Origin of the sequence: Ciceribacter azotifigens (assembly GCF_048159625.1) — a bacterium.
In the GTDB taxonomy this organism is placed as follows: Bacteria; Pseudomonadota; Alphaproteobacteria; order Rhizobiales; family Rhizobiaceae; genus Allorhizobium; species Allorhizobium azotifigens.
In genome coordinates this window covers 1-21,366 of the sequence record NZ_JBLQTA010000013.1, presented here as the reverse complement: position 1 = coordinate 21,366, position 21,366 = coordinate 1, and the positions used below count along the sequence as shown (strand labels likewise).

The following is a 21,366-nucleotide window of genomic DNA, read 5'->3' as shown; positions in this document are numbered from 1 at the left end:
ATCGCCATGATCGCTCCGCACGTCAAGGAACAGCTCGCGAGCTACCGCCAGTCGATCGACAACATCGACGCCGCTCTCGTGCATATGCTCGCCGAACGGTTTCGCTGCACGAAGGCGGTCGGCGTTCTCAAGGCCCAATACGATTTGCCGCCGGCCGATCCGGCGCGCGAGGAATACCAGATCGAACGTCTTCGCCGCCTGGCGCAGGATGCCCATCTGGATCCGGATTTCGCAGAAAAGTTCCTGAATTTCATCATCAGGGAAGTTATCCGGCATCATGAAGCAATCGCCGCCGACATCGGCAGCAATTCGGAAAAGACCGCCTGACGTCAGGCGGACCAGAAAAGCCCAAGGAGTAAAGAAATGGCACTGAAAATTCGTCTCGCCCGTGGCGGTTCCAAGAAGCGTCCGTACTACCAGATCGTCGTTGCCGACGCCCGCTCGCCGCGCGATGGCCGTTTCCTCGAGAGGGTCGGTGCCTGGAATCCGATGCTTCCGAAGGACAGCGAGAAGCGCATCGAACTGAACGTCGAACGCATCAAGGAATGGGTTGCAAAGGGCGCCCAGCCGACCGATCGCGTTCTGCGTTTCATGGCTGAAGCCGGCCTCGCCACCCGCGACGCCCGCAGCAACCCGGAAAAGGCAAAGCCGGGCAAGAAGGCTCTGGAGCGCATCAAGGAAAAGGAAATGAAGGCCGCCGAGGCTGCCGCTGCTGCTGCCGAAGCGAGCGCCGCGGAATAATTTCCATTCCTTTGAAATCCGACGGGCGGCAGTATCTTGCCGCCCGTTTTTCGTTTCTTTTCACCATGCTTCGTCCTAAAAAGGCGGCATGTCGACGATCTTGGATGGCAAGTACCCATGACCACCCTCAAGAATCCCGTTCTGATGGCTACTGTTGGAGCTGCCCAGGGGCTAAGGGGAGAGGTTCGCGTCAGAGCCTATACCGGCGATCCGATCGCTCTAGGCGATTACGGCAACCTCCGCAGTCTGGACGGCCGCGTTTTCGAGATACTCGAGATTCGCGAAGCCAAGAATGTCGTGGTGGTGCGATTCCGTGGCATCAACGATCGCAATGCCGCCGAGGCGCTGAATGGAGTCGATCTTTATGTTGAGCGGGACGCGCTTCCCGACGGCGAACTGGACGATGACGAGTTCTACTATGCCGACCTCGAAGGGCTCGACGTCTACGACAGTGCTGGAAAGCATTATGGCGCCGTGTCTGCGGTTTTCGACTTCGGGGCGGGTGATCTACTGGAAATCAAGGGACCGGGTAAACGCCCCGTGCTCATCCCGTTCTCGGAGACAGCGGTACTCGAAATAGACCTCGAGAGTGGCCGTCTGCTGATCGATCCCGTGGCGGCCGGTCTTGAGGAGGAAAGCAAGCCGCGTAAGAAGGGGCCGGGTTCCGACGGCTCCGACGAAGAATAAGCGGCTGCGCATGGGCTTTCGAGCGACGATCCTTACCCTCTACCCCGAAATGTTCCCGGGTCATCTCGGTTTTTCGCTTGCTGGCCGCGCCCTGCAGCGTGGCCAATGGACGATGGAAACCGTTCAGATCCGCGACTTCGCGACCGACCGGCACCGGACGGTCGATGATACGCCGGCCGGCGGCGGCGCGGGCATGGTGCTCAAGCCGGATGTGCTGGCGCGAGCGATCGACGACGTGGCGAAGGATGACCGGCCGAGGCTGTTGATGAGCCCGAGAGGCCGACCGCTGACGCAACGACGGGTAAGGGAGCTCGCTTCCGGTGGCGGCGTTGTGATCGTCTGTGGCCGTTTTGAAGGTGTCGACCAACGCGTGATCGAAGCTCGCGGTCTCGAAGAGGTCTCGATTGGTGACTATATCCTCTCGGGAGGCGAGCCGGCGGCGCTTGTCGTACTTGACGCTGTTGTCCGCATCTTGCCGGGGGTCATGGGCAACGAGCTCTCCGGTGTCCACGAGAGCTTCGAAGGCGGTCTCCTGGAGCATCCGCAATATACCCGCCCTCAGGAGTTCGAGGGGCGAGAAATTCCCGCAGTGCTGACGTCAGGCAATCACGGCGCAATCGAGAAGTGGCGCCACGAACAGGCGCTTGCCCTTACGAAGGAAAGGCGAGCGGACCTTCTTGCTGCCGATGCCGCATCTCAGCCGGTGAAGAAATAGTAGCCGGCGAGCATCAGTCCCAGAACCACGACGGTCCAGCGCAGCAACGCCTGAGGAGCACGTCTGGCGACGCCGACGCCGGCATATCCGCCCAGCGCTACGGCAGGCACCATGATGGCGGCGTGTAGCCACGAAATCGCGCCGGCAGACGTAAAGACGACGATTGCCACCGCGGCAATGACGATCGAGAGAAAGTTTTTCAGTGCATTGAGACGATGATAGTCGCCGCCGCTGGCAAGTCCCAGCGAGGCGAGCATCATGATGCCCATGCCGGCGCCGAAGAAACCTCCATAGAAGGACGTTGCCGTTTGCAGCGCGAGACCGAGGGGGCTCGCGGGATGGCTCTCACCCGCATTTTTGGGTCGGAGCTTGGGGCCCGCGGCAAAGATTGCAGTCGCTGCAATCAGCAGCCAGGGCACCATGGCCCGGAAAGCGGAATTCGAGAGCGAAACGAGGAAGAGCGCGCCGCCGAGGGAACCTGCTGCGGAGACGAGCGCCAGGGCGACCGCACCTTTTCCAATCGCTCTCAGTTCGCGCAGATATGCGAGTGTCGAGGTGATGTAGCCAGGGAACTGGGTAATGGACGAGGTGGCGTTGGCGGCAATTGGCGGAAGGCCGGCGAGCGTCATGGCTCCGAAGGTCAGAAACGTACCGCCGCCAGCGATGGCATTGACCACCCCCGACAGGAAACCGGCGACGAACAGAAGTAAAACGACGGCCAGGCTCACGATCTCACTCCCCCACAGGCAGGTGGCATGCATATTCGTTCTCGTCGCTGCCGACAAGCTTGCCCCCGATAGGACAAATAAGGCCGCAGGGGGTGACAACCGGGTTTGTTTCGTGTATTGGCACGCGCGGAAATGGGCTTTGCCCGTCTGCCAGCAAACAAAGAACCGCGTATCCGCTCCGACCCTCCGGGGTCAATATTCCGAGGCCCGACCAAGGAATCATCGTCGAGCGCTCTGGCCGTTTCAGAAGAAATCGAGGTTAGACATGAACATCATTCAGCAGTTGGAAGCCGAACAGGCCGCCAAGATCGAAGCCAAGCGCAAGCTTCCGGAATTCTCCCCGGGCGACACGCTGCGCGTCAACGTTACCGTCAAGGAAGGCAACCGTACCCGCGTACAGGCCTATGAAGGCGTGTGCATTGCTCGTTCGGGGGCCGGCATCAACGAGAGCTTCACGGTTCGCAAGATTTCCTACGGGGAAGGCGTCGAGCGCGTATTCCCGGTTTACTCGCCGCTCGTCGACAGCGTCGAAGTTGTCCGTCGTGGTAAGGTTCGTCGCGCCAAGCTCTACTACCTGCGCGATCGTCGCGGCAAGTCGGCCCGTATCGTCGAGAACACCGGCACCCGTGCTCGCAAGCTCAATGAGAACGAACGCGCTGCGGTCGCTGAGGAAAAGGCACGCATCGAGGCCGAGAAGATTGCAGCTGCCCAGGCTCTGGCTGCCGAGAAGGCTGCTGCCGAGGCCGCTGAAAAGGCCGCGGCTGCCGAAGGCGCAGCAGAATAACATCCTGCGTGGGCGGCTTTCGGCCGTTCTGCTCAATTGAAAGGCCGGAGCATCGGGACAGATGCTCCGGCCTTTTTGTTCACTGACAGCTTCGGTCCGCTTTACCCGACGCAAAGCTGTTCTGCGGCACCGACCCGCGTCATAGAACCCTAATTGCGCTATGTCCCAGATGCAGGGAGTCCTTGCCCTTGCAAGGGCAGAAGAAGTTGTGACACTCTGCCGCTGCCACAATTCAGGAGACTAGAATGTTTGTCCGCCGCGCCGTTCTTGCCGGTCTGTCATCCCTCTTTCTTGCTCCCTTCGCGTCGTTCTCTGCCGATCTGCCTGATCTCGGCGGCAGAACGGTCGTGGTGGTGACGGAGAATGCGTATCCGCCGCTGCAATTTGTCGACCCGAAGACCGGCCAGGCTGTGGGCTGGGAATACGACGCGATGAACGAGATCGCGAAGCGTTTGAACTTCAAGGTCGAGTACCAGAATACGTCCTGGGACGCGATGATCCAGGCGGTGTCGGACGGACAATATCAGGTCGGCATGACCGGCATCACCATCAAGGACGACCGTAAGGAGAAGGTCGACTTTTCGGATCCTTACATGCGGTCGCAGCAGTTGATGCTGGTACGCGGAGACGAGACACGTTTTCGTGATGCTAAAAGTTTTGCGGCACTTGAGAGTGGTCTCGTCGGGGCCCAGCCCGGTACCAGTCCGTTCTACACTGCAGTCTATGAGATTCTCGACGGCAATGAACAGAACTCGCGGATCAAGCTGTTCGAGACGTTCGGAGCAACCGTTCAGGCTCTGAAGGCCGGTGACGTCGATCTCGTGTTGACCGACAGCACAGCGGGTGAGGGCTATGTCGCCGCCTCGAACGGCGGCCTGAAGATCGTCGGTGAGCCGCTTGGTACAGAAGATTTCGGCTTCATTTTCCCCAAGGGATCCGATCTCGTGACGTCGGTCAACGCGGCCATCGCCGCACTGAAGGCGGACGGCACGTTCGAGACGCTGAACAAGAAGTGGTTCCTCGACTACAAGATGGGCGAATGACTGCGTTCCTTCGCGCTCTGCGTGGAGCGCTTGTCTGATGGGTTTTCAGACTTTACCGGGGACAGGTGACCGAGGCGACCGGCCGTGGTGGTTGGTCGCCTTTGTCCTGGCAGCCGTGGTCATAGCCGCGATTGTCGCCGTCAGCGATTTGTACACGCAAGTCTTCCAGACAGTCGCCGCGGGATTGGGAGTGACGATCTTCGTCACGCTTGCGGGTTTCGGGCTGGCGATGTTTCTCGGACTTCTCATCGCGCTGCTCGGTATGGCGCAAGGCAATGTCCTGCGTCAGGTTGCACGCTTCTATGTCGAAGTCATCCGTGGCGTACCGATCCTTGTGCTGCTGTTCTACATCGCCTTCGTGGGTACACCCGCGTTTGTCGCGCTATACAACTTGATCACCTCGCCGCTCGCTGTGACAGGCTTGGTCGAGCCATTGGTGGTGCGCGACGTCTCATTGATGTGGCGGGCCATCATCGCACTGACGATCGGCTATTCTGCGTTTATCGCGGAGATATTCCGCGCCGGATTTCAGTCGATCGACAAGGGGCAGATCGAAGCGGCGATGGCGCTTGGTCTCAATCGTTATCAGCGCTTCCGGCTCGTCGTCTTCCCGCAGGCGATCCGCGTGGTTTTTCCGCCGCTGTCGAACGATTTCGTCGCGATGGTCAAGGACTCGTCGCTGGTGTCCGTTCTCGGGGTTGCCGACATAACGCAGATGGCCAAGGTCTATGCTTCCGGCTCCTTCCGCTTCTTCGAGACGTATTCGATCGTCGCCTATGTCTATCTGCTACTGACAGTAGGGTTGTCACTTGTCCTCCGTCGTCTCGAACGCCGGATGCGGGGGAGGTACTCGGCGGCTTAGCTTGGTTGACCGATCTATGTCGGAGCGCTGAGGCGCAATTTGATTGCCGGTTTTCCCGAAAACTGGTATGAGCGCGCCGATGGAATCTAAGTTCGGATGTCTCGCGCCTCATATTTTCGTGCTGCAGGACCGCAAGCGGTTGCCGGCGCGTTTTTTTGCGCGTGTCTCCGGGGCGCTCAACAGCCGCCTATCCTGATCGGCCGACCTTTTGAGCCGCAGGCGATTTCCGCCCGCCAAGATCCCGCTCCATTCACTCACGGAAGTTGACATCATGAGCGCACCCCGCACCCTTTACGACAAGATCTGGGATGATCACCTGGTCGACCAGCAAGACGATGGCACCTGTCTGATCTATATCGATCGCCATCTGGTACACGAAGTCACCAGTCCACAGGCGTTTGAAGGTCTTCGCATGGCGCACCGCACGGTGCATGCGCCGCAGAAGACGCTCGCCGTCGTCGACCACAACGTGCCGACCACGCCGGACCGTCACACCGGCATCAAGAACGAGGAAAGCCGCATCCAGGTCGAGGCGCTTGCGCACAACGCTGCCGAATTTGGCGTGGAATACTATTCCGAGAACGACAAGCGTCAGGGCATCGTGCACATCGTCGGCCCCGAGCAGGGCTTCACGCTTCCGGGCATGACCATCGTCTGCGGTGACAGCCACACCTCGACGCACGGTGCCTTCGGCTCGCTCGCGCACGGCATCGGCACGTCTGAGGTCGAGCATGTGCTGGCGACCCAGACGCTGATCCAGAAAAAGGCGAAGAACATGCTGGTTCGCGTCGACGGCAAGTTGCCGGAAGGCGTCACCGCCAAGGACATCATTCTCGCCATCATCGGCGAGATCGGCACTGCCGGCGGAACGGGACATGTCATCGAATTCGCCGGCGAAGCGATCCGCGATCTGTCGATGGAAGGCCGCATGACCGTCTGCAACATGACGATCGAGGGCGGCGCTCGCGCCGGCCTGATCGCCCCCGACGAGAAGACCTTCGCCTACATCAAGGACAAGCCGCGCGCGCCGAAGGGCGAGGCCTGGGACCAGGCCGTCGCCTACTGGAAGACGCTGCACACGGATGAAGGCGCGCATTTCGACAAGGTTGTTGTTCTCGACGCCGCCAACCTGCCGCCGATCGTCTCCTGGGGCTCCTCGCCGGAAGACGTCGTGTCGATCCAGGGCGTCGTTCCGAATCCGGACGAGATCGCCGACGAAAACAAGCGCGCCTCCAAGTGGCGTGCGCTCGACTATATGGGCCTGAAGCCGGGCACGAAGATGACCGACATCGCCATCGACCGCGTCTTCATCGGCTCGTGCACCAACGGCCGCATCGAGGATCTGCGCGCCGCCGCCAAGGTGGTGGAAGGCAAGAAGGTGGCGTCCACGGTCTCGGCCATGGTCGTGCCGGGCTCCGGCCTCGTCAAGGAACAGGCGGAAGCCGAGGGCCTGGACAAGATCTTCAAGGACGCCGGCTTCGAATGGCGTGAGCCGGGCTGTTCCATGTGCCTTGCGATGAACGATGACCGTCTGAAGCCGGGTGAACGTTGCGCCTCGACCTCGAACCGCAATTTCGAGGGCCGTCAGGGGTATAAGGGCCGGACGCATCTCGTCTCTCCGGCCATGGCAGCGGCCGCGGCCGTCGCCGGTCATTTCGTCGACATCCGCGACTGGAAATAGCAACACCGTCGCATGGCGTTACTGGATGCCGCTCCGGACGGGGCGGCATTTTGCTTTTCGCAGCTTCCGAACCTGTGCCATGCTGTCTGTGCGGAAAGCGACGGAAGGGGGCAACGGCATGGGTGGTGACGGCGGCCGGGACGCAACTAAAGTGCCGCGGCGGCTTCTCTTGTTGCGCCACGCAAAGTCAGATTGGGCAAGCGGGACCGAGGACTACGAGCGTCCGCTTGCAAAGCGCGGACGAAAGGCGGCCTTGCTCATCGCAGACTACCTCGTGACGAAGCGGATGAAGCCGGACCTGGCGCTCGTCTCCGGTGCCCGGCGAACGCGGGAGACGTGGGCTATTGTCGAGAGCCGGCTGACAACAACCGCCGAGATACGCATTCTCAAGACACTGTATGACGCGTCCGCGGAACGCATTCTTGCGCTTCTGAGGGACATTGATCCCAGATACCGTGAGGTGTTGGTGCTTTCCCACAATCCCGGCCTCCAGGAGGCCGCACTTCGGCTCGCCGGCAACGGGGAAGGGGATGCTTTGAAACGCCTGCGAGAGAAGTTTCCCACGGCAGCGCTCGCCTGCATCCTGTTCCACGCGGAAGGCTGGAGCCAGATCGGTGAGGGGAATGGATATTTGGAGCGGTTCGTCGTACCGCGGTCGCTCGCCTAAATTGCAGACGGCAGAGCCTACAGGATGCGAATACGTGTGCCCCGACGGAAATGACGGATGAGGCGCAGCATGTCCCTCCGTGCAACTGCGACGCAGCCTTCAGTGGGTGTGTAGCCGGGGCGCGCCAGATGAAAGAAGATAGCCGATCCGCGTCCTCGCTGGCGTGACGAGACGTTCCAGTCCATGACGAGGCATATGTCATAGAGTGAATCGTCGCGCATCAGCCGCTCGTGGCTCGCAGCGAAAGGCGCCGAAACCGGCCGGTTGTAGGCGGGATGTTGCGGGGCGTCGCACCACAGCATGCCGGCGTTCGTGCGGATCATGGGCAAGGCGGTGACGAGATTCGTGATTCGATCACCCCGGAAACAGCCGCTCAGCAGCCGCATGGTCGCGCGGGGGGACCCTCCATCACCTTCCTTCTTGCAAGAAACGATGCCGGCGCGACCCAAGGCGGCAGGCAACCGAAGGACACCGAACTGCAGGATGGCCCGCGAGCGATCACGTGGCGCGGCACGAAGCACGATCGGCTGACTGCGGCCGGCAGAGGGATTGCGAAGGGACGACTTCACGAGATTTTGCCTTGCCTGTGACTCGTTGTATTCATAGCAGCGGAAACGATAACAAAGCGTTTGGTGCTGCCGAACCCGGATTTTTCCATCCGGCCCGGAAAGCGGGCGCAACACAAGAGGCGAAATCATGACGGCGCGGACGATTCTTCTTGTAGACGATGACGAGGACCTGCGGCAAACGCTCATCGAACAATTGTCGCTCTACGAGGAATTCTCTCTTCTTCAGGAAGAAACTGCGGCAAAGGGTATCCAGACGGCTCGCAACGCACAGGTCGATCTTCTCATCATGGATGTCGGTCTTCCCGACATGGACGGCCGAGAGGCGGTAAAATTGCTGCGCAAGAACGGGTTCAAGGCGCCGGTCATCATGCTCACGGGACACGACACGGACTCCGATACGATCCTTGGGCTGGAGTCGGGCGCGAATGATTACGTGACGAAACCGTTCCGTTTTGCCGTGCTGCTTGCGCGTATCCGCGCCCAACTTCGCCAGCATGAGCATAGCGAAGATGCGACCTTTACCGTCGGTCCCTATCTTTTCAAGCCGAGCCAGAAGCTGTTGACCACGGAAGACGGCAAGAAAATCCGCTTGACCGAGAAGGAGGCGGCGATCATCCGTTATCTTTACCGGGCCGACCAGAAGGTGGTCACTCGTGACGTGCTTCTGGAGGAAGTCTGGGGTTATAATTCTGGCGTAACCACCCATACTCTCGAAACCCACGTCTACCGACTGCGCCAAAAGATCGAGCAAGATCCCTCGAATGCCGAGATTCTGGTGACGGAGAACGGCGGCTACAAGATCGTCCCCTGATTCGGAAAGACCGCAATGGCGCTGAGCGACGACATCGAACTGCTTTCATGTGTGCCCTTGTTTCATGGGCTCGACAAGGACCAGTTGCGCCTGATTGCCTTCGGTGCCGAACATCGCACTGTCGCAGCGGGGCAGGCCTTGTTCCGCGAGAGGTCTCCGGCCGAATGCGCTTATGTCGTGTCGAGAGGGCGGCTGGAATTGTCGACCTTCGGGCGAGGAGGAAAGCCGAAGGTTGAAGCGGTCGCCGAGCGGGGAACGATGCTCTCCGAACTGGCGCTCGTGACCATGGTCGAGCGGAAGTACACGGCGATTGCGCTGGAGGAATGCGAGGTGATCCGTATCACCCGCGCCATGTTCCATCGCCTGCTGGAGGAGTATCCGGCCATGGCCGCAGTCGTGCAGGAGCGCATCCGGTTGTCGCTGCGGTCGCTGGTCGAAGGAAGCGCGGCATTGGCGCCACGCTTCGAATAAGTAGGTCTTCAGGCCGAAAAACGTGCCGTCACGGGAACATGATCGGACGGCCTGTCCCAGCCGCGTGCCTCCTTCAGCACCTCAATGCTGTCGAGGTGCGGTCCGAGGTCAGGGGATGACCAGATATGATCCAGGCGGCGCCCGCGGTCGGCTGCCGCCCAGTCTTTCGCGCGATAACTCCACCACGTGTAGAGTTTTTGGGACGGGTCCACGGCCTGGCGCATCAGGTCGAGCCACCCTCCGCGGCTGACGACCTCCAGAAGACCTTCGGTCTCGACCGGCGTATGGCTGACGATCTTCAGCATCTGTTTGTGGGACCAGACGTCGTTCTCAAATGGCGCGATGTTGAGATCTCCGACCAGGATTGACGACACGCCTGGCTCCGCGTCTGCCCGCAAGGCCTTCATCTCGTCTACGAAACTAAGCTTGTGCGCAAATTTGGGATTGATCGTCGGGTCCGGCTCGTCGCCGCCCGCGGGGACGTAGAAATTGTGGAGGCGAATACGCTTGCCCGCCCACTGGAAGATCGCAGATATATGTCGTGCGTCTCCCATGCCGCAGTAGTCTTGGCGATGATCCTCACTGAGCGGCAATCGTGAAACGATAGCCACTCCGTGGTAACCTTTCTGCCCGTGAAGAATGATGTTGTCGTATCCGAGCTCCCGAAGAGCGTCTGCCGGGAACTCTTCATTTTGGCATTTGATCTCCTGGAGGCACAGGATGTCGGGCCTGAATTGCTCAAGGAATTGCGCGACGATCGGCAACCGCAGCCGCACCGAGTTGATGTTCCACGTGGTGATCGAAAGACCCACGGCGATTTTCTCCTTCTCGGGGGCAGCAGACCGCCCAGCGGACCTGGATGACAAACTAGGACGTTCCATCTGTCGTGAATAGCCGAAAGCCCGAGGCGCCAGCGGGCGCCACCGCTCTTCTCCACAGACAATCCGGAGGTGTCAGCGTTTCTGGCTGTGAACGTCGTTGTAGGGAATCTCGAAGACGCTGGGGTCGAACGCCGTTCCCATCTTCACGTTGAAAATCATGACGGTGGTATCCTTCGCTTGAGCGTCCGTGATCGTCCACTGGCGCAGGTCGAAGGTCTTGGGATCGAACATGAGGGTGATCGTCGAATCGCCGAAGACCGTCCTGTCGCCGAGAACGATCGTGGTCAAATCCGACTCCTCCTTGACGTCCCGGACCATCTGATGCCCGAGATCGATCCTGTCGGAGAGGAGCAGACTGAGAGGCGTCTTCGAAAGGGGATATAGGTCCCAGGTCTTTAGCTTGGTATTGCCGATGACGACGTTCTTGCCATCCGCAATCACCCGCATCGGCGAAGGCTTCTCGTAGTTGAAGCGCAGCTTTCCCGGGCGCTCAATGAAGAACTTGCCGCCTGTCTGTTCTCCGCGCGGGCCAAACTGAACGAATTCGCCCATCATTGTTTTGACCGACGAAAAATGGTCCGCGATCTTCTGTGCGGCATCGGAGGCGCCGGTGGCGGCAAAGGTGGGCAGAGGCAGGGCGGCCGCGAGCAACGCTGCCGTTGCGGCAAGGACGGTTCGGCGCGTTGGGCTTTCCATGAGAATGGTCCTCGGCCCTGTTTTCACGTGAATCATTGAGTACTCCTCGATTTATCTCTGCATGGCCGAAAAACGCGGCGCGATCATGGCCAATTCAGCCATCGGCGGATGGCTGCTCCGCTCGGTTAGGCTGCCGTTAGCGCTCAATGATGTCGGCTTCGGTCGGTACGAGAATCTCGCGCTTTCCTGCGTGGTTGGCGGGTCCGATGATGCCCTCCTGCTCCATCCGCTCGATCAGCGATGCCGCACGATTGTAGCCGATCCCAAGTCGTCTCTGGATATAGGAGGTCGAAGCCTTGCCGTCGCGAAGCACGATCGCCACAGCTTGGTCATAGGGATCGTCGGAGTCGGCCAGGTTTGCGGTGCCAGCAGGTCCGGCATCGTCCTCGTCCTCTTCGTCAGCCGTTATCGCGTCGAGGTACTGCGGTGCGCCCTGTGTCTTAAGGTAGGCCACGATCTCTTCGACTTCGTTGTCAGACACGAAGGGGCCGTGTACGCGTTGAATCCGGCCGCCGCCGGCCATGTAGAGCATGTCGCCCATGCCAAGCAGCTGCTCGGCGCCCTGCTCACCGAGAATTGTGCGGCTGTCGATCTTCGAGGTCACCTGGAAGGAGATACGGGTCGGGAAGTTCGCCTTGATTGTACCGGTGATAACGTCGACGGACGGCCGCTGTGTCGCCATGATGACGTGAATTCCGGCGGCACGCGCCATCTGGGCGAGCCGCTGTACTGCCCCTTCGATGTCCTTGCCGGCGACCATCATCAGGTCGGCCATCTCGTCAATGATGACGACGATATAGGGGATCGGCTGGAGGTCGAACTCTTCCGTCTCGTAGATCGCCTCGCCCGTCTGCCGGTCGAAGCCGGTCTGGACGGTTCGCGTCAGAATTTCGCCCTTGGCGAGCGCCTGTTCGACGCGGCTGTTGAAGCCGTCGATATTGCGGACACCGATCTTCGACATCTTCTTGTATCGCTCTTCCATCTCCCGGACGGTCCATTTCAGAGCCACGACCGCCTTCTTGGGATCGGTGACGACCGGTGACAGCAGATGCGGAATGCCGTCATAGACGGAGAGTTCGAGCATTTTCGGGTCGATCATGATCAGGCGGCACTTCTCCGGCGGCAGCCGGTAGAGCAACGACAGGATCATCGTATTGATGGCCACCGACTTACCGGAGCCGGTCGTGCCCGCCACCAGAAGATGCGGCATCTTGGCAAGGTCCGCGATCACCGGTTCGCCGCCGATGGTCTTGCCGAGGGACATTGCCAGCTTCGCCTTGCTGGCGTCGAAATCGTGACTGGCGATGAGTTCGCGCAGATAGACAGTTTCGCGCGTCTGGTTGGGCAGTTCGATACCGATTGCGTTGCGCCCCGGAACGACGGCAACACGGGCCGCAATGGCGCTCATAGAACGGGCGATATCATCGGCGAGGCCAATCACGCGTGACGACTTGATGCCTGGGGCAGGCTCAAGCTCGTAAAGGGTGACGACAGGTCCCGGCCGAACGTGGATGATTTCACCCCTGATGCCGAAATCTTCCAGAACGCCTTCCAGCATGCGGGCGTTCTGCTCCAGCGCGTCCGCCGAGAGCGTCGCGTTGCGACCAATGCTTTTCGGTTCCGCGAGAAGATGCACGGAAGGAAGTTGAAAGCCTTCGGGACGGATGAAAGAGGTCTGTGCCTCCCTCTCGACCCGTGCGCCGGGCTTCGGACGTGCGGGAGGCGCGGCAACACGCGGCGAAGCGCGACCGCTCAAGGCGGGCCGGGTGTTGCTCGATGATACATCGCTCCAGTCGTCATCGTCGCTGTCCGGCAGAATGCCTGCAGGACGGGCGTCCTCAAGATCGAATGGCGGGTCATCATCGAAGTCCTGATCCGCGTGATCGCCCATCATTGGAGGCGGCGCGAGGATGGTTCGTTGCCGTCCGGATCCGGCTTGCGGCACCGTCTCCATCGATGGCTCCCGCCGAATTGCGGCACTGCCCTTGGTCCGGGACGGTTCGTTCAGCGGGCCGAACTCGTCCTCGTTGAAGTCGTAGGGCTGGTCGAACCGGTTCCGGTTGTGTTCGGGCGGCTTAAGGCCCAGCAGGCGCCGGATCCGGGCGCGGGCCGTATACCAGCTGTGGGCAATCGCTCCGAGCGCGAGCCAGCCGCCATCGTCCTCGTCCGTCTCGTCTTCGAAAGCAGGCTCGATCCGCGTTGCCTTCATCGGTTTGACCGGCGCGATGCCCGGTTCATCTTCGTCCGCCTTGCCGACGAGACCGGCGGCGAAGAGCATCGACCATACCGCAGGGCCGGCCAAGACGACGCCGACGATCATGGAGGCTGTTCCTGTCGGATAGCTGCCGATAAACAGCCCCGGAAAGCGAAGAATGGCGTCACCGAGAACGCCACCAATTCCGTTTGGAATTGGCCAGGTCAAGGGCGGCGGAAAGCAGCCGATGACGGCTGAGGAGAGAAGCGATCCGATTGCCCAGGCGCCGAGGCGCGCCGGAAAGCGGTGTATCGGACGGCTGGTGATAAGCGCCAGAGACCACGCGAGGACGGGAAGCAGAGCGATGACGCTTGCAAGGCCGAGAAACTGCAGCATGAGGTCCGCGAAGGCTGCACCGCCGCGGCCGAGTATGTTCGTCGGTTCGTTCGCCGTCGCGTAGGAGAAACTGGGGTCCGAGACGCTCCATGTTGCCAGTGCCGCGACCGCGAGCGTCAGCAGCACGAAAAGCGCGAAGCCGGCCAGTGTGAGAAGTTGCCGGAGGAGGAACGCCGTCAAGGCGGGACGGTCGCCATGCTCTCCCATCATCACCGAGGTACCTCTGTTCATGTCGTGCCTGCCCGTTTCGAGATTCGTTCGCGCGTAAGACGGCGTTCTGTGGCTTTCCGGCGCTCTCGCCCTTCGCCGCACAGTAATGGAGGGACGGTTAATGGCTCATTAACCATCCAGCAGCATCCGCGACCGCTGGCAGCGTGTCCGCAATAAGGAAAAGCCCAGGCGGGAAAGCCTGGGCTCGGGAGTGTCGTAATCACGACCGCGTCATAAGCGGAACCCGCGCCGGACCCGCCGGCGCGGCTATGATCTCAGCTGTGATAGGCTGCCTCGCCGTGCGAGGCGAGGTCGAGACCTTCGCGCTCCGATTCGACCGGTACGCGAAGCCCGATGATGACGTCGACGATCTTGTAGAGGATTGCGGAGCCGATACCGGTCCAGACGAGCGTGACCACGACGGCCTGGAGCTGAACCAGAAACTGGCCACCCATGGTCTGCTCGCCGACATAGCCTACGCCGCCGAGCGAAGCGCTGGTGAAGATCCCGGTCGCAGGCGCTCCGAACATGCCACCCACGCCGTGGACGCCGAAGACGTCGGCGGTATCGTCGTAACCGAACTTGTTCTTTACGACGGAGACGAAGAAGTAGCAGAGCGGCGAAACCAGCAGACCCATGATGATCGCGCCCATCGGGCCGACGAGACCGGCAGCCGGAGTGATAGCGACGAGCCCGGCGATCATGCCTGAAGCGGCGCCCAGCATCGAGGACTTCCCTCGGGTGAAGGCTTCGACAGCGCTCCAGGAAAGGATGGCGGCTGCGGTAGCGACAAAGGTGTTGGCGGTTGCGAGCATCGCGCCGCCCGAAGCTTCGAGGTTGGAGCCAGCGTTGAAGCCGAACCAGCCGACCCACAGCATGGCGGCGCCGACATAGGTGAGGGTCATGGAGTGGGGGGCCATCATGTCCTTGCCGTAGCCGACACGCTTGCCGACCAGCAGGGCACCGATGAGCCCGGCGACGCCGGCATTGATGTGCACGACGGTGCCGCCTGCGAAATCCAGCGCGCCGAGACCGAAGAGATAGCCGTTCGCATCCCAGACCATATGAGCGATGGGGAAGTAGACGAAGGTGACCCAGAGCAGGCAGAAAAGAATCGAGGCCGAGAATTTGATGCGTTCGGCAAAGGCGCCGATGATCAGGGCGGGCGTGATAGCAGCAAAGGTCATCTGGAACAACATGAAGATATATTCCGGAATGACGACGCCCTGTGAGAAGGTTGCTGCCGTACTATCCTTCGTGACGCCGGCAAGGAAGGTCTTGGCAAAGCCGCCGAAGAACGGGCTTGTCGAGCCGCCGAAGGCAAAGGAATAGCCATAGAGCACCCAGACGATCATGACCGTAGCGGCGATGACGGTGCATTGCATTAGAACGGAGAGCATGTTCTTGGCTCGGACGAGGCCGCCGTAGAACAGGCCGAGACCGGGGATCACCATAAAGAGAACGAGGATCGTGGCGAGGAACATGAATGCCGTGTCGCCCTTGTCCGGGACCGGAGCAGCGGCAGCGGCCTCGGCGGCCGCGGGAGCGGCATCCTGCGCAAATGACACGACCGGCGCCAACAGGGCGGCCGAGACGGCGCCTACCCGGGCGCAGGTGGAAGAAGACTTGGAAAATGACATCAGAAAGACTCCCCTAGCGGCCATTCTTTACAGGGCTTCGGAATTGGTTTCGCCGGTGCGAATACGCACGGCCTGATCGATTGAGTAGACGAAGATCTTGCCGTCCCCGATCTGGCCTGTCTTGGCAGCGGCCGCGATCGCCTCGACCGCCTTGTCGGCGAGCTCCGAGGCTACGGCGATTTCGATCTTGAGCTTGGGCAGGAAGCTGACGGCATACTCGGTGCCGCGGTAAATTTCGGTGTGGCCCTTTTGGCGGCCGTAACCCTTTACTTCGGTTACGGTGAGGCCTTGTATGCCGACTGCTGTGAGGGCTTCGCGCACCTCGTCCAGCTTGAACGGCTTGATAATGGCCATTACAATTTTCATCTGGCGTCCCATCCTTTGTTTGTCCTCGGCTCGGAGCCGACTCTCCTTGCCGCTGCGACATGAATTGATCAGCGACCGGCATGAGACATTCAAAGGGCGTGCCAGATTCTGGCTGCCATCTAAGCTATTGAAATATAAAATCTATAACGCGGCCCTTCAATAAGGCGGCACGGATTGGGCATTGATTTGATCAAACTCTAGGCAGATTCTATTTTTTGCCTTCGTTTTCATCATTTGCACGATTGCGGATCAGCCCCTCCTGCGCCACCGAAGCGATAAGGTGACCAGACCGCGAATAGAGGCTCCCGCGCGTCATGCCTCTGGCGCCCGATGCACTCGGACTGTCCTGCGTATAAAGCATCCAGTCTCGGAGATCGCAGGGACGATGAAACCACATCGCGTGGTCGAGGCTTGCAACCTGAAGACTGGGATCGAAAATCGACGTACCGTGCGCATAGAGGGAGGTGTCCAGCAGCGTCATGTCGGAAAGATAGGCAAGGATGGCGGCCCGATAGCGATGATCGTCCGGAACTTCACCAACGGCCCGGACCCAGATGTGAGCGGTCGGCTCCAGCTTCTCCTTCGAGACGTAGTGGACGAGCGAAACTGGTCTGATCTCGATCGGACGGTTGCGTCCCCAGTATCGCCGCACATTCTCTGGCGCATCGGCAAGGAAGATTTCCCTGAACTCCTTTTCACCGATCAGTTGCTCCGCTGGCGGAACTTGCGGCATCGCTACCTGGTGGTCGAAGCCAGGTTCTTCCACCTGGAAGGAGGCCGACATCGAGAAGATCGCCTTGCCGTGCTGGACCGCGACAACACGGCGAGTGGTGAAGCTTGCGCCGTCACGGATGCGCTCGACCTGGTATATGATCGGCACGGACGGATCTCCGGGCCGCATGAAATAGGCGTGGAGGGAATGGACGAGACGGTCAGCCTCGACGCAGCGCTGCGCCGCCATTAACGCCTGCGCGATGACTTGGCCCCCGAAAACGCGTTGCCAGCCGTTCTGGGGGCTGCTTCCGCGAAAGAGGTTTTCCTCCAGCTTCTCGATATCGAGGGTTTTGATAAGACCGTCCATCGCGCTGGGTTCTTCGTTCTGCTGCAGCATGCTATGAAGACCTCGCATGTAGGAAGAAGTTCAAGGCTGATCTATATAGGAGCCTTATCAGACACAAGTGCTAATGGAGTGCGCGATGTTGGATATGTTGGTCGTCGGCGGCGGATATGTCGGACTTTCGGTGGCGCTGGCGGTCAAACAGGCCGCGCCCCACCTGTCCGTGGAGGTCGTCGAGGCCGCCCCGCAGGACGCCTGGAAGAAGGATCCCCGAGCCTCGGCGATCATCGCGGCCGCCATACGCATGCTGGAAGTCTTCGGAATCTGGGAGCGGATCGAGCCGGAGGCTCAGCCGATCACCAAAATGATCGTGACCGATTCGAAGACTTCCGACCCGGTCCGGCCGGTCTTCCTTACCTTCGACGGTGCAGTCGAGGAGGGGCGGCCATTCGCACACATGATCCCCAATGTGGCCATGGTGGGAGCACTGAGAGACGCCTGCGCGAAGGCTGGCGTCGTCATTCGGCACGGGTTGCGTGCGACCGGACTTGAAAATGGTCCTGCCGCCGCGTCTCTGACGCTTTCCGACGGAACGGTGCTTTCCGCCCGGCTCGTCGTCGCCTGTGACGGCGTTCGTTCCAAGCTCCGCGACATGGCCGGGATAAAGACGGTTACCTGGGACTACGGTCAGTCGGGCATTGTCACGACCGTCGAGCATGAGCGGCCACATGAAGGCTGCGCGGAAGAGCATTTCCTTCCCGCTGGCCCCTTTGCCATCCTGCCGCTCAAGGGCAACCGCTCGTCCCTCGTATGGACCGAGCGTACTGACGAGGCCAACCGGCTGGTTTCCGCTGACGATCTCGTCTTTGAGGAAGAACTGGAGCGCCGCTTCGGTCATAAGCTTGGTCCGATACGCGCGGTCGGCGATCGGCGTGCCTTCCCGCTCGGACTGACATTGGCGCGCGCCTTCGTCGCCCCGCGACTTGCTCTTGCCGGGGATGCCGCCCATGGCATCCATCCGATCTCCGGCCAGGGTCTGAATCTCGGCTTCAAGGACGTGGCAGCACTTGCTCAGACGGTGGTCGATGCGGACCGTATCGGCCTGGACATCGGTGATCTCAACGTCCTGGAGCGGTACCAGGAGTGGCGCCGCTTCGACACGTTCCGGATGGGCGTGACGACCGACGTCCTGAACCGTCTGTTCTCGAACGACCTGTCGCCGATCCGGGCCGTGCGCGATTTCGGCCTTGGTCTCGTGGACCGGTTACCGGGACTGAAATCCTACTTCATCCATGAGGCGGCAGGAACCGGAGGAGGCGCTGAGCGGCCGCGACTTCTCGCGGGCCAGCCGTTGTGATCGGCAGCGCCGTCAGTCCTCCAGCCTTCGTGCTTCCGATACGAGCATGATGGCGACACCGTCCCGTATGGGGTAGGCAAGCTTTGCCTTTTCCGAAACCAGCTCGTTTTTCTGCCGGTCATAGGTAAGCCGGCCCTGGGTTAATGGGCAGACGAGAAGCTCCAGAAGCTTCGGATCGATCGTGCTCGTTCGGCTGTCCATGCCGGTCGTCCTACTGGAGAATCGTGTCGGGGTCACCGAACTCGCGTGCCAGAGCGATTTCGGTGATCGCAATCAGCGTTTCGGCACGGCTGCGCATGTCGGGGGCCTCGAGGAGGGCTTGCTTTTCCGCCGGACCGAAGGGCGACATCATGGACAGGGAGGTCACGAGCGTCGTGTTGCTTGCGCGCTCGACGCTTTCCCAGTCCGCTTCCAGCTTGTTCGCTTCAAGGTAGGCGCGGAACGCGGCGAGGAGTGCGTTACGATCGATCATTGCCTCTTCGTCCGCGTCGGAAAGGTCGGCAAAAAAGGGTGCAATTTTAAAACTACGGTAGGGGCGATGGCCTGCGATTTCCTCCATCAGTCGGAAACGGCAGACGCCACCGAGAGACGCGATGTAGCGCCCATCACCCGTCTCGCCGAAGGACGTGATCCGACCAATACAACCGACTTGGCAGAGCGCCCGTCCTGATGCAGGTTCGCCTGCGGATGTCCCCTGGAATGCCGGCTGAACGATGCCGATCAACCGATTGCCGGCGAGCGTCGCATCAAACATTTCCAGATAACGTGGTTCGAAGATATTGAGTGGCAACTGTCCGCCGGGCAGCAATAGAACGCCGCTCAAGGGAAAGACCGGCAGGATCTCCGGCAGGTCTTTTTCAGTCAGATATCTAGCGTTGCCGACTTTCATCTACGCACTCCCGGTACGGACAGAGAGACCACCCATACCTCTCAATATGTGGTTCGCGCCGAGGCGAACTCAAGAGGCGCGAGATCCGTCGTCAGGAAAACAGAATTGACGAAAGCTTCCTGCGGGCCATGGCAGTCACCGGATCCTTCGGGCCCCAAACGTCGAAGAACTGTAGGAGCTGGCGACGAGCACCATCGTCGTCGAAAGTGCGGTCGCGGCGCATGATTATGAGCAGATGTTCCGCCGCTTCCTCGCGCCGGCCCTGCACGTTGAGAATCTTGGCGAGCTTTATGCGCGCCTCGTGATTGTCCGGGTCGAGAGCCAGTTCATGCTCGAGAGCCTGCGGATCGCCGAGCTTGCGAGCCTCGTTGATCTGCTCCAGTCTCTTGGCGACCGCCTGCAGTTCCGGCGCCTTGGAGAGGGTCTCGGGAAGATTGGCAACGAGCTGCGACGCGCGTTCGTGCTGACCGGTTCCAAGCATGCATTCCGCGATGCCGGCTATTGCACGCACGTTTTCGGGATCGGCTTGCATTACGGCTCCGAAAAGCTGTGCGGCATCTTCGAAGTTTCCTGCAGCGACGAGACCGTCGGCCTCGTCGAGCGCCGCGGTCAATTCGGCTTCGCCGGCGTTGTCTGCGGGGCCTGCGAGCTTCTCGATGAATTGCCGGACCTGACTCTCGGGAACGGCGCCCATGAACCCGTCTACCGGCTGGCCATTGACGAAGGCGACGACAGCCGGGATCGACTGAATGCCGAGCTGCCCAGGAATGGCCGGATGATCGTCAATGTTGAGCTTTACCAGTTTGACTCGGCCGTTTGATTCTCCGACCACCTTTTCGATTACCGGCGCGAGCTGGCGACACGGTCCGCACCACGGTGCCCAGAAATCGACCAGTACCGGCTGCTTGCGTGATTCTTCCAAAACATCCTTCGCAAAGCCGGCGGTCGTCGTGTCCCTGATGTGGTTTCGCGGCGGTGTATCTCCCATATGAGCATGACCCGTCATCTGGCCACCAAAACCGCTATAGGGATTGTTGTTGTCGCTCATCAAAATACTCCGCCGTTGATGGCCGCCCGGGACCTTCGGTGTGTCGCTAAGATCGTATGTCAGGCCGTTACTTTCAAGACAAGCGGTGTATGCCCGGTTGCTTCAAGAAAGCGCAGCAAGTCGTCTCGAGCCACCGATGTCGTCGCGTCGTTCGACAGAGGATGGCCGTTGATGATGTCTTCCTTCATGAGATCGGAATCGAGCACGAACGTGACGTTGTGACCGGTATCGTTGATCGCTCCGAAGACGGTCACCGCCCCCGGAATGACGCCGAGGTATTCCATGAGCTTCTCGGGTCTGCCGAAGGAGACGCGGCCGGACGCACCGAGGACGGTGTGAACCGTTTTCAGGTCCACGACAGCGTTCTCCTCGACGGTCAGGAGAAAATACCGGTCCTTCTTGTCCTTGACGAAGAGGTTCTTGGTGTGGCCGCCAGGGATCTCGTCGCGAAGCGCGACGGACTCTGCAACCGTGAAGACGGGTGGATGATGTTTGGTCTTGTGAGCGATCTTCAGCTCATCGAGCAACCGGAAGAGGTCGTCGGAGGTTTTTGGGCTATTCGTCATGGCAGTCTCTCGGGAAGGGGTTCGAGGGGCGGGATTGTCCGGTAGAATGATTGATTGATACGGTCGGCGACTTGTGTTGGCAATCACAGATGTCGTTGCTCAGGCGGGCGTTTTCCCTTGTTTCCCAACAAGTTGAAAAAATTCTGGACGATTTCGTCATTTCCCTGTTGCATTTGAAAAACGGTTGGGCCATATAGCGCCCGTCGCCGCAACGCGGACGACCCACGATCCACCGACTACCCCCGGATCGCGGATATGAGCGGGTGTAGCTCAGGGGTAGAGCACAACCTTGCCAAGGTTGGGGTCG

The 21,366-nt window shown here is 60.5% G+C and carries 24 protein-coding genes; 12 read left to right on the top strand and 12 right to left on the bottom strand.

Annotated features, from left to right (window positions below; translation table 11 throughout):
- Positions 1–6: 6 nt before the first annotated feature.
- From ACM6UT_RS17085 to trmD, 4 genes are read left to right on the top strand one after another with little or no spacing between them, the layout of a single operon-like run.
- Positions 7–327 carry a chorismate mutase gene (locus ACM6UT_RS17085; RefSeq protein ID WP_112690617.1) on the top strand — a complete coding sequence of 107 codons (321 nt, stop codon included), beginning with the start codon at positions 7–9 and terminating at the stop codon, positions 325–327.
- 36 nt (positions 328–363) lie between these two features.
- Positions 364–741, top strand: coding sequence for a 30S ribosomal protein S16 (rpsP, locus tag ACM6UT_RS17080; protein WP_416798551.1), 378 nt, complete (start codon positions 364–366; stop codon positions 739–741).
- A 36-nt stretch (positions 742–777) separates the two neighbouring features.
- The gene (gene rimM, locus ACM6UT_RS17075) at positions 778–1,428 is read left to right on the top strand and encodes a ribosome maturation factor RimM (RefSeq protein ID WP_416798550.1); all 651 of its coding nucleotides are present in this window, start codon (positions 778–780) and stop codon (positions 1,426–1,428) included.
- A 10-nt stretch (positions 1,429–1,438) separates the two neighbouring features.
- Complete coding sequence (trmD, locus tag ACM6UT_RS17070) at positions 1,439–2,143, top strand: tRNA (guanosine(37)-N1)-methyltransferase TrmD (protein ID WP_416798549.1); 705 nt, start codon at positions 1,439–1,441, stop codon at positions 2,141–2,143.
- Here the strand turns inward: trmD and ACM6UT_RS17065 are convergent.
- Positions 2,125–2,904 carry a sulfite exporter TauE/SafE family protein gene (locus ACM6UT_RS17065; protein ID WP_416798548.1) on the bottom strand — a complete coding sequence of 260 codons (780 nt, stop codon included), beginning with the start codon at positions 2,902–2,904 and terminating at the stop codon, positions 2,125–2,127. The two genes, trmD and ACM6UT_RS17065, sit on opposite strands and share 19 nt — an antisense overlap.
- Positions 2,905–3,136: 232 nt before the next feature.
- Between ACM6UT_RS17065 and rplS the strand changes: the two genes are divergently transcribed.
- From rplS to ACM6UT_RS17040, 5 genes are all read left to right on the top strand, one after another.
- Entirely contained in the window at positions 3,137–3,655 is a 519-nt protein-coding gene (gene rplS, locus ACM6UT_RS17060) for a 50S ribosomal protein L19 (protein ID WP_129334036.1), read from the top strand.
- Positions 3,656–3,900: 245 nt separating this feature from the next.
- Positions 3,901–4,698 carry a basic amino acid ABC transporter substrate-binding protein gene (locus tag ACM6UT_RS17055; protein WP_416798547.1) on the top strand — a complete coding sequence of 266 codons (798 nt, stop codon included), beginning with the start codon at positions 3,901–3,903 and terminating at the stop codon, positions 4,696–4,698.
- A 37-nt stretch (positions 4,699–4,735) separates the two neighbouring features.
- A complete protein-coding gene (locus tag ACM6UT_RS17050; RefSeq protein ID WP_416798546.1) occupies positions 4,736–5,560 on the top strand; it encodes an amino acid ABC transporter permease in 825 nt (274 codons plus the stop codon).
- 271 nt (positions 5,561–5,831) lie between these two features.
- Positions 5,832–7,241, top strand: coding sequence for a 3-isopropylmalate dehydratase large subunit (leuC, locus tag ACM6UT_RS17045; protein WP_416798545.1), 1,410 nt, complete (start codon positions 5,832–5,834; stop codon positions 7,239–7,241).
- Between the two features lie 118 nt (positions 7,242–7,359).
- Positions 7,360–7,908 carry a SixA phosphatase family protein gene (locus tag ACM6UT_RS17040; RefSeq protein ID WP_416798544.1) on the top strand — a complete coding sequence of 183 codons (549 nt, stop codon included), beginning with the start codon at positions 7,360–7,362 and terminating at the stop codon, positions 7,906–7,908.
- Positions 7,909–7,925: 17 nt separating this feature from the next.
- On the opposite strand, the gene ACM6UT_RS17035 is transcribed toward ACM6UT_RS17040, so the two are convergent.
- Positions 7,926–8,477 (bottom strand): L,D-transpeptidase family protein, encoded by a 552-nt coding sequence (locus tag ACM6UT_RS17035; protein WP_416798543.1) that lies wholly within the window; start codon positions 8,475–8,477, stop codon positions 7,926–7,928.
- Positions 8,478–8,604: 127 nt separating this feature from the next.
- Here ACM6UT_RS17035 and ACM6UT_RS17030 point away from each other — a divergent pair, with 127 nt between their 5' ends.
- Together ACM6UT_RS17030 and ACM6UT_RS17025 are read left to right on the top strand one after the other, a co-directional pair.
- The gene (locus tag ACM6UT_RS17030; RefSeq protein WP_416798542.1) at positions 8,605–9,288 is read left to right on the top strand and encodes a response regulator transcription factor; all 684 of its coding nucleotides are present in this window, start codon (positions 8,605–8,607) and stop codon (positions 9,286–9,288) included.
- A gap of 15 nt (positions 9,289–9,303) precedes the next feature.
- A complete protein-coding gene (locus tag ACM6UT_RS17025; protein ID WP_416798541.1) occupies positions 9,304–9,759 on the top strand; it encodes a cyclic nucleotide-binding domain-containing protein in 456 nt (151 codons plus the stop codon).
- A gap of 8 nt (positions 9,760–9,767) precedes the next feature.
- On the opposite strand, the gene ACM6UT_RS17020 is transcribed toward ACM6UT_RS17025, so the two are convergent.
- The 6 genes from ACM6UT_RS17020 to tesB form a co-directional block, all read right to left on the bottom strand.
- The gene (locus ACM6UT_RS17020) at positions 9,768–10,571 is read right to left on the bottom strand and encodes an exodeoxyribonuclease III (RefSeq protein ID WP_416798540.1); all 804 of its coding nucleotides are present in this window, start codon (positions 10,569–10,571) and stop codon (positions 9,768–9,770) included.
- Between the two features lie 141 nt (positions 10,572–10,712).
- Complete coding sequence (locus ACM6UT_RS17015; RefSeq protein ID WP_416798539.1) at positions 10,713–11,336, bottom strand: outer membrane lipoprotein carrier protein LolA; 624 nt, start codon at positions 11,334–11,336, stop codon at positions 10,713–10,715.
- Between the two features lie 136 nt (positions 11,337–11,472).
- On the bottom strand, positions 11,473–14,157 hold the full coding sequence (locus ACM6UT_RS17010) for an FtsK/SpoIIIE family DNA translocase (RefSeq protein ID WP_416798538.1): 2,685 nt from the start codon (positions 14,155–14,157) through the stop codon (positions 11,473–11,475).
- A gap of 254 nt (positions 14,158–14,411) precedes the next feature.
- Positions 14,412–15,776, bottom strand: coding sequence for an ammonium transporter (locus ACM6UT_RS17005; protein ID WP_416798537.1), 1,365 nt, complete (start codon positions 15,774–15,776; stop codon positions 14,412–14,414).
- A gap of 27 nt (positions 15,777–15,803) precedes the next feature.
- On the bottom strand, positions 15,804–16,154 hold the full coding sequence (locus ACM6UT_RS17000) for a P-II family nitrogen regulator (RefSeq protein ID WP_416798536.1): 351 nt from the start codon (positions 16,152–16,154) through the stop codon (positions 15,804–15,806).
- Between the two features lie 196 nt (positions 16,155–16,350).
- Entirely contained in the window at positions 16,351–17,253 is a 903-nt protein-coding gene (gene tesB / locus ACM6UT_RS16995; protein WP_416798535.1) for an acyl-CoA thioesterase II, read from the bottom strand.
- Positions 17,254–17,338: 85 nt separating this feature from the next.
- On the opposite strand from tesB, the gene ACM6UT_RS16990 reads away from it, so the two are divergent.
- Positions 17,339–18,556, top strand: coding sequence for a ubiquinone biosynthesis hydroxylase (locus tag ACM6UT_RS16990; protein ID WP_416798534.1), 1,218 nt, complete (start codon positions 17,339–17,341; stop codon positions 18,554–18,556).
- Positions 18,557–18,568: 12 nt separating this feature from the next.
- On the opposite strand, the gene ACM6UT_RS16985 is transcribed toward ACM6UT_RS16990, so the two are convergent.
- The 4 genes from ACM6UT_RS16985 to ACM6UT_RS16970 form a co-directional block, all read right to left on the bottom strand.
- Positions 18,569–18,757, bottom strand: a complete 189-nt coding sequence (locus ACM6UT_RS16985) for a Trm112 family protein (RefSeq protein ID WP_416798533.1) — start codon at positions 18,755–18,757, stop codon at positions 18,569–18,571.
- Between the two features lie 10 nt (positions 18,758–18,767).
- The gene (locus ACM6UT_RS16980) at positions 18,768–19,445 is read right to left on the bottom strand and encodes an LON peptidase substrate-binding domain-containing protein (RefSeq protein ID WP_416798532.1); all 678 of its coding nucleotides are present in this window, start codon (positions 19,443–19,445) and stop codon (positions 18,768–18,770) included.
- A gap of 91 nt (positions 19,446–19,536) precedes the next feature.
- Entirely contained in the window at positions 19,537–20,493 is a 957-nt protein-coding gene (gene trxA, locus ACM6UT_RS16975) for a thioredoxin (RefSeq protein ID WP_416798531.1), read from the bottom strand.
- A gap of 59 nt (positions 20,494–20,552) precedes the next feature.
- Entirely contained in the window at positions 20,553–21,059 is a 507-nt protein-coding gene (locus ACM6UT_RS16970) for a prolyl-tRNA synthetase associated domain-containing protein (RefSeq protein ID WP_416798530.1), read from the bottom strand.
- Positions 21,060–21,366 lie beyond the last annotated feature (307 nt).

What these genes read in the sequence shown, in the direction of transcription:
- ACM6UT_RS17085 (WP_112690617.1), top strand. Translation starts at nt 7, where the DNA reads ATGATCGCTCCGCACGTCAAGGAACAGCTCGCGAGCTACCGCCAGTCG.
- rpsP (WP_416798551.1), top strand. Translation starts at nt 364, where the DNA reads ATGGCACTGAAAATTCGTCTCGCCCGTGGCGGTTCCAAGAAGCGTCCG.
- trmD (WP_416798549.1), top strand. Translation starts at nt 1,439, where the DNA reads ATGGGCTTTCGAGCGACGATCCTTACCCTCTACCCCGAAATGTTCCCG.
- ACM6UT_RS17065 (WP_416798548.1), bottom strand. Translation starts at nt 2,904, where the DNA reads ATGCATGCCACCTGCCTGTGGGGGAGTGAGATCGTGAGCCTGGCCGTC.
- rplS (WP_129334036.1), top strand. Translation starts at nt 3,137, where the DNA reads ATGAACATCATTCAGCAGTTGGAAGCCGAACAGGCCGCCAAGATCGAA.
- ACM6UT_RS17055 (WP_416798547.1), top strand. Translation starts at nt 3,901, where the DNA reads ATGTTTGTCCGCCGCGCCGTTCTTGCCGGTCTGTCATCCCTCTTTCTT.
- ACM6UT_RS17050 (WP_416798546.1), top strand. Translation starts at nt 4,736, where the DNA reads ATGGGTTTTCAGACTTTACCGGGGACAGGTGACCGAGGCGACCGGCCG.
- leuC (WP_416798545.1), top strand. Translation starts at nt 5,832, where the DNA reads ATGAGCGCACCCCGCACCCTTTACGACAAGATCTGGGATGATCACCTG.
- ACM6UT_RS17040 (WP_416798544.1), top strand. Translation starts at nt 7,360, where the DNA reads ATGGGTGGTGACGGCGGCCGGGACGCAACTAAAGTGCCGCGGCGGCTT.
- ACM6UT_RS17030 (WP_416798542.1), top strand. Translation starts at nt 8,605, where the DNA reads ATGACGGCGCGGACGATTCTTCTTGTAGACGATGACGAGGACCTGCGG.
- ACM6UT_RS17025 (WP_416798541.1), top strand. Translation starts at nt 9,304, where the DNA reads ATGGCGCTGAGCGACGACATCGAACTGCTTTCATGTGTGCCCTTGTTT.
- ACM6UT_RS17015 (WP_416798539.1), bottom strand. Translation starts at nt 11,336, where the DNA reads ATGGAAAGCCCAACGCGCCGAACCGTCCTTGCCGCAACGGCAGCGTTG.
- ACM6UT_RS17010 (WP_416798538.1), bottom strand. Translation starts at nt 14,157, where the DNA reads ATGAACAGAGGTACCTCGGTGATGATGGGAGAGCATGGCGACCGTCCC.
- ACM6UT_RS17005 (WP_416798537.1), bottom strand. Translation starts at nt 15,776, where the DNA reads ATGTCATTTTCCAAGTCTTCTTCCACCTGCGCCCGGGTAGGCGCCGTC.
- ACM6UT_RS17000 (WP_416798536.1), bottom strand. Translation starts at nt 16,154, where the DNA reads ATGGGACGCCAGATGAAAATTGTAATGGCCATTATCAAGCCGTTCAAG.
- tesB (WP_416798535.1), bottom strand. Translation starts at nt 17,253, where the DNA reads ATGCTGCAGCAGAACGAAGAACCCAGCGCGATGGACGGTCTTATCAAA.
- ACM6UT_RS16990 (WP_416798534.1), top strand. Translation starts at nt 17,339, where the DNA reads ATGTTGGATATGTTGGTCGTCGGCGGCGGATATGTCGGACTTTCGGTG.
- ACM6UT_RS16985 (WP_416798533.1), bottom strand. Translation starts at nt 18,757, where the DNA reads ATGGACAGCCGAACGAGCACGATCGATCCGAAGCTTCTGGAGCTTCTC.
- ACM6UT_RS16980 (WP_416798532.1), bottom strand. Translation starts at nt 19,445, where the DNA reads ATGAAAGTCGGCAACGCTAGATATCTGACTGAAAAAGACCTGCCGGAG.
- trxA (WP_416798531.1), bottom strand. Translation starts at nt 20,493, where the DNA reads ATGAGCGACAACAACAATCCCTATAGCGGTTTTGGTGGCCAGATGACG.
- ACM6UT_RS16970 (WP_416798530.1), bottom strand. Translation starts at nt 21,059, where the DNA reads ATGACGAATAGCCCAAAAACCTCCGACGACCTCTTCCGGTTGCTCGAT.